The sequence below is a fragment of the Pseudomonas sp. BAY1663 genome (assembly GCF_000582595.1).
In the GTDB taxonomy this organism is placed as follows: Bacteria; Pseudomonadota; Gammaproteobacteria; order Pseudomonadales; family Pseudomonadaceae; genus Stutzerimonas; species Stutzerimonas stutzeri_AF.
In genome coordinates this window covers 1-6,896 of record NZ_AZSV01000138.1, presented here as the reverse complement: position 1 = coordinate 6,896, position 6,896 = coordinate 1, and the positions used below count along the sequence as shown (strand labels likewise).

The window sequence follows — 6,896 nt, the reverse complement described above, 5'->3', positions numbered from 1 at the left end:
GCTGGTCGCCGACCCGGGGCAGGACGCCATCCTGCGCCAGCGCCTGGCCGGCGCGCTGCAGGCGCGCGACTTCGCCAGCCGGCACTTGGCGCTGCCGGACAATGACAGCTACCGCTCGTATGCCGATATCCAGCGGCCCTACGTGGTGTGGAATGTGTTCGCCACCGAGGAATTCTCGGTGGCGCCGCTCGAGCACTGCTTCCCCATCGCCGGCTGCGTGGCCTACCGCGGCTATTACCACCCGGGCGCGGCCCGTGGTGAAGCGGCGCGCCTGCAGCTGCGCGGGCTGGATACCCACGTCGCGGGGGTGGAGGCCTATTCCACGCTCGGCTGGTTCAGCGACCCGCTGCTCAGCTCGATGCTGCGGCGCAACGACGAGCAACTGGCGGCGCTGATCTTCCACGAGCTGGCACACCAGCGGCTGTACCTGCCTGGCGACACGGCCTTCAACGAGTCCTACGCCAGCTTCGTCGAGCGTGAAGGCCTGCGCCAGTGGCGCTCCAGCCGCGGGCTGCCGGAGCCGGACGGGCAAGGCCGGGCACGCTACCGGCAACTGGTGGAACTGCTGCTGCAGACCCGCGAGCGGCTGGCCGGGCTGTACGCCTCGGGGCGGCCGGAAGCCGAGCTGCGAGCGCTGAAGCAGGCCGAGTTCGTGCGTCTGCGCCAGCGGTACCGGGTACTGCGGGACGCGCACTGGGACGGCGACCGGCGCTTCGACCGCTGGTTCGCCCAGCCGTTGAACAATGCCACGCTGGTGCCGTTTGGGTTGTACGACCGCTGGGGCGGGGCGTTCGCGGCGTTGTTCGAGCGCAGTGGCGGGGATTGGGGGCGCTTTCATGCAGAGGTGAAGGCGTTGGCCGGGCAGCCGGCGGATGAGCGGGAAGCTGTTTTGTTGGGGGTGGAGCGCTGAAATGGGGAAATACCGTATTGCAAGCTGGGCGTTGTCGATATGAAAGTCTTGCTTTCAAGCCGTGCCCAGTGGGAGGTGCGCCCTCGCGGCGATGCAGGGCACAGATTTGCTAGAAGCCCAAGAGCATCGCCCCGAGGTCGGGCCTCCCACAAAAGCAGCAAGTGCACGCCGCCCCAGTGGGCGCGCCCCCGCGGCGATGCAGGCCATAGACTTGCCAGAAGCTTGAAGCCGAAAAGTACCCCTTCGGGTTGGGCAATCCGCAGGGATGTAGCGAGTTGCCGTCGGCCACCCCGCACCCAGAAAAAAGGGATGCAACCTCACGATCACACCCCCTTTCCCAGCCTCCGGCCAGCCCTTCAGCCGCCGGCGGAGCTACCCTCATCCAAGGTACAGCCCCAGGCCTCCAGCGCCGGCCGGTCCGCTTGTGGCGGGCCGAGCCATTCGCTCATCGCGTGGCAACGCTGGTCGAAACACAGTTGGTAATCTCCCGCCTCGGGGGTTCGCCCCAGGCGCAGGAGCGGCAACGGTGGCATCTGGCGCTGGTAGTGCCAGGCCCCGTCACGCAGTTCGGCGTCATCCGGGATTTCCATCCCGGCACCAGAACCCTTGACCCGCGCTTCGCCGAGCAGCAGCCCGTCCGGCGTCACACGGTAATCCTCTTCCCAGCGGATCTTCTCGATGGTGTGGTTCCACGCCAGGGTGAAGGCGGGTGCGGGCAGTTGTGCCCACACCACCCCGGCCAGCCCCAGGCACAGGCCGATCATGCCGTCGCCGGCTCGGCGCGGCGGGCGCGCCAGAAGTGCTGGAGAAGGAAGAGCACGCCCAGGCCGAAACCGATTTCATCGCTGATCGGCATCGACAGGACCATCGCGGCGCCGGCGGCGAAGGCCAGCACCTTCTCCCACCAGGCCATGCTGCGCTGCAGGTAGCCGGTGAACACCGCGCCCCACAGGCCGATGGCGAAGGCGGACTTGAACAGCACGTACAGCGTCGCGCCCCAGCTGTCGCCCTGCAGCATCAGCGCCGGCTCGTAGACCGCCATGAACGGCACGATGAAGCCGGCGATGGCGATGCGGATCGCCCACATGCTGATCTTCAGCCCGCGCTCCTTGGCGATCGGCGCGGCGGCGAAGCAGGCCAGCGCCACCGGCGGGGTGAGGTCGGCCATGATGCCGAAGTAGAAGACGAACATGTGCGAGACGATCAGCGGCACGCCCAGGTCCAGCAGCGCGGGAGCTGCGATCGAGCTGGTGATGATGTAGTTGGGAATGGTCGGGATGCCCATGCCCAGCACCAGGCAGGTCAGCATGGTCAGGACCAGCGAGATGAACAGGTTGTCGCGGCCGATGGCGAGGATGTAGCCGGCGAAGGTCGAGGCCACCCCGGTCAGCGAGACGACGCCGATGATCACGCCGACCAGGGCGCAGGCGATGCCCACCGGCACCGCGTGGCGCGCGCCTTCCACCAGCGCGTGCAGGCAGATGCGCAGGGTGTCGCGGCCGCCCTTGATGAACCAGCACACCGCCACCAGCACGCCGATGACGGCGAAGATCACGCCGATGCCGAGCTGGAAGAAGCCGGCACAGAGCAGCCCCAGGGCGATCCAGAAGGCGATGCGCAGGCCGACGCTGGAGACCTTGAGGATGATCGCCGAACCGAGGATGACGATGGCGGTCAGCGCCAGGCCGATGGTGCCGGCGAACATCGGCGTGCGGCCGGAGAACAGCAGCCAGACCAGCACCGCCAGCGGAATCAGCAGGTACCAGCGCTCCTTCACCGCGGCCCAGGCGCTCGGGCACTCGTCCTTCGGCAGGCCGTGCAGCTTGGCGCGCCTGGCTTCCAGGTGGACCATCCAGAACACCGAGCCGAAGTACAGCAGCGCCGGAACCAGCGCCGCCTTGGCGATCTCGACGAAGGGCACGTTGATGGTCTCGGCCATGATGAAGGCCACCGCGCCCATCACCGGCGGCATGATCTGGCTGCCCATCGACGAGGTCGCCTCGACGCCGCCGGCGAAGGCCGGGCGGTAGCCGAAGCGCTTCATCAGCGGAATGGTGAACTGGCCGGTGGTGACCACGTTGGCCACGCCCGAGCCGGTGATGGTGCCCATCAGCGCCGAGGACACCACCGACACCTTGGCCGGGCCGCCGAGCTTGTGGCCGAACAGGCCCATGGCGAAGTCGGTGAACAGCTTGATCATGCCCGCCTGTTCGAGGAACGAGCCGAACAGGATGAACAAGAAGATGTAGGTGGCCGACACGTAGGTCGGCGTGCCGTACAGGCCTTCGGTGCCGAACGACAGCTGGTTGACGATCTGGTCCAGGTAATAGCCGCGGTGCGCCAGGTCGCCCGGCAGGTATTCGCCGAACAGGCCATAGGTCAGGAACAGCCCGCAGATGATCGGCAGGGCGATGCCCATCACCCGTCGCGCGGCCTCGAACACCAGCACCAGCAGGGTCAGGCCGACGACCATGTCGGTGGTGGTCATGTCGCCGGAGCGCTGGATCAGCTCGCCTTCGAAATACCACTGGTAGATGAAGGTGGCGAAACCCGCCAGGCCCAGCAACCAGGCCAGCGGCTGGAACGGCTTGCCGTTGCCCCGCGCCGGATAGCAGAGAAACACCAGCAGCAGCAGGAAGCCGACGTGACCGGCGCGCAGCACCTGGCTGGAGACCGGGTGAAAGGCGGCGGTGATGATCTGGTAGATGGAGAACAGCAGGGCGACGTAGAACAGCGCCCTCGGCCATTCGCTGGGGCTGGCGTGCAGCCCTTGGCTTTCGCTCATGGAAATCACTCTCAGGAAAAACAGCTTCAAGCTTCAAGCTGCGAGTTTCAGGCTGCAGTGAGGGGGGCGGCGTCCGTGGCTGACATCTGAAACATGGCGTTGTTTTCAAGCTCCGCAGTCGCTGCAAGCCACCCGCTGCTTTTACTTGCAGCCAGTGGCTTGCAGCTTGCGGCTACTTGAGAACCCCGACTTCCTTGTAGTAGCGCTCGGCACCCGGATGCAGCGGGATCGGCAGGTTCTTGGTGGCATTTTCCAGCTTGATGTCCTTGGCCGCGGAGTGGGCGTTGCCCAGCGCCGACAGGTTGTCGAACATCAGCTTGGTCATCTGGTAGGCCACCTCGTCGGAGACCTTGTCGTGGGTCACCAGGATGTTGGTGATGGCCACGGTCGGTACGTCGGCGTCCTGGCCGTCGTAGGTGCCGGCCGGGATCACGCCCGGCAGGTAGGCGTCGCTTTCGATCTTCTCGACCACCGAATCCGGGATCTCGACGAAGGTCACCGGCATGGTGCTGGCCAGGTCGCGGATGGCCGCCATGCCCAGGCCCGAGGACTGCAGGGTGGCGTCCAGCTGGCGGTTCTTGATCAGCTCGACCGACTCGGCATAGGGCAGGAATTCGACGCGGCCCATGTCTTCGTAGGCCAGGCCGGCGGCCTTGAAGATCGCGCGGGCGTTGAGTTCGGTGCCGGACTTCGGCGCGCCGACGGAGATGCGCTTGCCCTTGAGGTCTTCCAGGGTCTTGATGCCCGATTCCTTGCTGGCGACGATCTGGATGTAGTTGTTGTAGGTGCCGGCGATGGCGCGCAGGCGCTTGAGCGGCGCCTTGAAGCCGGCGTCCTCGACGCCGTTCCAGGCGTCGGCGACGGAGTCACCCAGGGATAAGGCCAGTTCGCCACGACCGGCCTGCAGCAGGTTGAGGTTCTCGACCGAGGCCTTGGTCGCCTGCACCGAGGTCTTGGCGCCGTCGATCTTGTTGTACTGCTGCGACAGGGCTACGCCGATCGGGTAGTACACGCCGCTGGTGCCGCCGGTGAGGATGTTGATGAAGGTCGGTGCGGCGACGGCGGCGGTGCTGGCGGTGAAGGCCGCAGCGGCAGCGAGCAGGCCCAAGCGTTTGGTCAGTCTCATGGATGGATCTCCGTTTCGTTGTTATTGATTGACGCACATCTTGACGATAGACGATTGCCACGGCGCGCATGTGCGGCCGGGTGAACAAGCAGAGAGGCGATGACACCGGAGGACGTTCCGGGGAGGGAGGTATCGCTGGCAGCTCTTCTTGTCGTTGGAATCGCATCGAGCAATCTGCCTGTAGCAGAAGCCGTGCCATTCGCCGCAAGGGCTCTGCCACGCGGCCTCGCCGAAACGCCATGCGGTGGTATCGGCAAGAATCCGCTCATGGTGGCGTCGTCATCGGCGGGAATTCGCTCATTCCCGGACGGGAGGCACGAACCTCGGCCGGCGCCTGCATTCGAATGGCGGAGTGTTCCCCGACGGAGGTGCGGCATGAGCTCGGCAATCAGCGCGCAGGACCTGGGCATCGACATCGGCAAGGGCGAGGGCGAGCTGTTCAAGTGGTTCCTCGCCAGCTTCCTGTTCGGCAAGCGCATCCAGCAGGACATCGCCGCCGAGGCCTATCGGGTGATCGTCGACAAGCACAAGCGCGACACCCCGCGCAAACTCGGCCACTGCAGCTGGCAGCAACTGGTGGACATGCTCGGCGAAGGCCATTACGTGCGCTACGACGAATCCACCGCCGAGCGCCTGCTCAAGTTCTGCGAGAAGCTCAATGGCGAATACGGCGGCAAGCTCGGGCGCATCCACGCACTCAGCGAGAACCGCAAGGACCTGGAAAGGCGCCTGGCCGAATTCGAGGGTGTCGGCCCCAAGACCGTGGAAATCTTCCTGCGCGAGGCGGCGAAGGTCTGGTACTGAGCGGCCGGACGGCGCTTGCGCACGGCGGGCGAAGCGCTACAGTGGCGCCATCGTCTGTCCGCCGTCGTATCGAAGTTCGCCATGCGTATTTGCCTGCTCGCCTTCAGCCTGTTCCTGCCCGTGCTGGCCAGCGCCGCGCCGGCGCCCTATTACCAGTGGCAGAGCAAGCTCGACGGCACCATCGTCTGCCGCCAGAGCTCGCCCGGCCACGGCTGGGAGCGGCTCGATGACCGGGCCTTCCGCGACCTCAACTGCACGCTGCCCGCCGCCCGCGTCGAACGCCCCGCCGGCATGCCGGGTTTTCGCACCCAGCCGGGGCGCTGAACCGGCGCGAGCCCGGAACCCGCTCACACCGCATGGAAGCCTGTGGGCGCAAACGCGATCGACCTTTCGCGCCACCCTGTAGGAGCCCGCTTGCGGGCGTAGCGCCGATCGCCGGCAAGCCGGCTCCTACAATGCGGGGCCATGAGCGACGGCTTGCCGTGCATGGGTGCCGGTGGTGGATAAGCTTCGCGTTATCCACCCTACGAACGTCGGCATCGGTAGGGTGGAAAACCGCGCAGCGTTTTCCACGCGTTGCCAGCAGGCTGCTCGATATCCCGTCTGCCCTGGCCCAGGTCGGGCTACTCGCTAGAGCGTCATGCCGTCGTGCGCCAGGTGCACGTTTTCCGGCAGTTCCCGCGGCTCTTGCATGAACCAGGCATCCAGCTCGTGGCCGATATGGGTCAGCAGCGCCCGGGTCGGCTGCACCGCCTCGATGCTCTCTAATGCGCGGGTCAGGTCGTTGTGGTTGCGCGGTGCTGTCGCGCGGGGCGGTGTCGAGCAGTCGAGTACCAGCACGTCCAGTGCCAGGTCCCGGAGGACGTCGCGGGTGGCGTCCGGCAGGCCGACGGTGTCGGTGAGGTAGGCGATACGGCGTCCGCCGCCCTCCAGCAGGTAGCCGAAGGTGGGCCGCGAATGGGTCAGCGGCAGCGCGGTGACCCGCAGCGTGCCGAGCGGGCGCTGCTCGAAGGCGGCGAACGGTTCGCTGAAGTCGAGAATCCCGGGATGCTTGTAGAGGTCGGCGAGGCCCTCGGGATCGTCCGGGCCGAGTACCGGGATGCGCAGCCCGACGCCCCAGCGCAGCGCCAGCAGGCCCTGGGCATGGTCGGCGTGGTAGTGGGTCTGCAGGATGCCGGCGAAGCTGCCGGGGGCGAAGCGCTCGCACAGGTCCGGCAGGCCGCTGTCGAGCAGCCAGCGCTGGCCGCCGCACTCCACCAGCGCCGAGCAGG

At 66.7% G+C, this 6,896-nt stretch carries 7 protein-coding genes; 3 read left to right on the top strand and 4 right to left on the bottom strand.

Annotated features, from left to right (window positions below; genetic code table 11):
• A partial coding sequence (locus BAY1663_RS21640) for an aminopeptidase (protein ID WP_037044951.1) occupies positions 1-910 on the top strand: 910 nt, incomplete at its 5' end.
• 356 nt (positions 911-1,266) lie between these two features.
• Here BAY1663_RS21640 and BAY1663_RS21635 read toward each other — a convergent pair.
• The 3 genes from BAY1663_RS21635 to BAY1663_RS21625 form a co-directional block, all read right to left on the bottom strand.
• Positions 1,267-1,674: a DUF1850 domain-containing protein gene (locus tag BAY1663_RS21635; RefSeq protein ID WP_037044948.1), complete on the bottom strand. Its 408-nt coding sequence runs from the start codon at positions 1,672-1,674 to the stop codon at positions 1,267-1,269.
• On the bottom strand, positions 1,671-3,695 hold the full coding sequence (locus BAY1663_RS21630; protein ID WP_037044945.1) for a TRAP transporter permease: 2,025 nt from the start codon (positions 3,693-3,695) through the stop codon (positions 1,671-1,673). The genes BAY1663_RS21635 and BAY1663_RS21630 overlap by 4 nt, the downstream gene beginning before the upstream one ends.
• Before the next feature lie 172 nt (positions 3,696-3,867).
• Entirely contained in the window at positions 3,868-4,821 is a 954-nt protein-coding gene (locus tag BAY1663_RS21625; RefSeq protein ID WP_037044942.1) for a TAXI family TRAP transporter solute-binding subunit, read from the bottom strand.
• Between the two features lie 375 nt (positions 4,822-5,196).
• Between BAY1663_RS21625 and BAY1663_RS21620 the strand changes: the two genes are divergently transcribed.
• Both BAY1663_RS21620 and BAY1663_RS21615 read left to right on the top strand, forming a co-directional pair.
• Positions 5,197-5,625 (top strand): DNA methylase, encoded by a 429-nt coding sequence (locus BAY1663_RS21620; protein ID WP_037044939.1) that lies wholly within the window; start codon positions 5,197-5,199, stop codon positions 5,623-5,625.
• Between the two features lie 81 nt (positions 5,626-5,706).
• Complete coding sequence (locus BAY1663_RS21615; RefSeq protein ID WP_037044937.1) at positions 5,707-5,949, top strand: hypothetical protein; 243 nt, start codon at positions 5,707-5,709, stop codon at positions 5,947-5,949.
• A 306-nt stretch (positions 5,950-6,255) separates the two neighbouring features.
• Here the strand turns inward: BAY1663_RS21615 and phnP are convergent.
• Positions 6,256-6,896 (bottom strand): phosphonate metabolism protein PhnP (gene phnP, locus BAY1663_RS21610; RefSeq protein ID WP_037044935.1); only part of this gene is annotated, 641 nt, incomplete at its 5' end.

Coding starts and splice junctions, on each gene's coding strand:
- BAY1663_RS21615 (WP_037044937.1), top strand. CDS start 5,707: ATGCGTATTTGCCTGCTCGCCTTCAGCCTGTTCCTGCCCGTGCTGGCC.
- BAY1663_RS21635 (WP_037044948.1), bottom strand. CDS start 1,674: ATGATCGGCCTGTGCCTGGGGCTGGCCGGGGTGGTGTGGGCACAACTG.
- BAY1663_RS21630 (WP_037044945.1), bottom strand. CDS start 3,695: ATGAGCGAAAGCCAAGGGCTGCACGCCAGCCCCAGCGAATGGCCGAGG.
- BAY1663_RS21620 (WP_037044939.1), top strand. CDS start 5,197: ATGAGCTCGGCAATCAGCGCGCAGGACCTGGGCATCGACATCGGCAAG.
- BAY1663_RS21625 (WP_037044942.1), bottom strand. CDS start 4,821: ATGAGACTGACCAAACGCTTGGGCCTGCTCGCTGCCGCTGCGGCCTTC.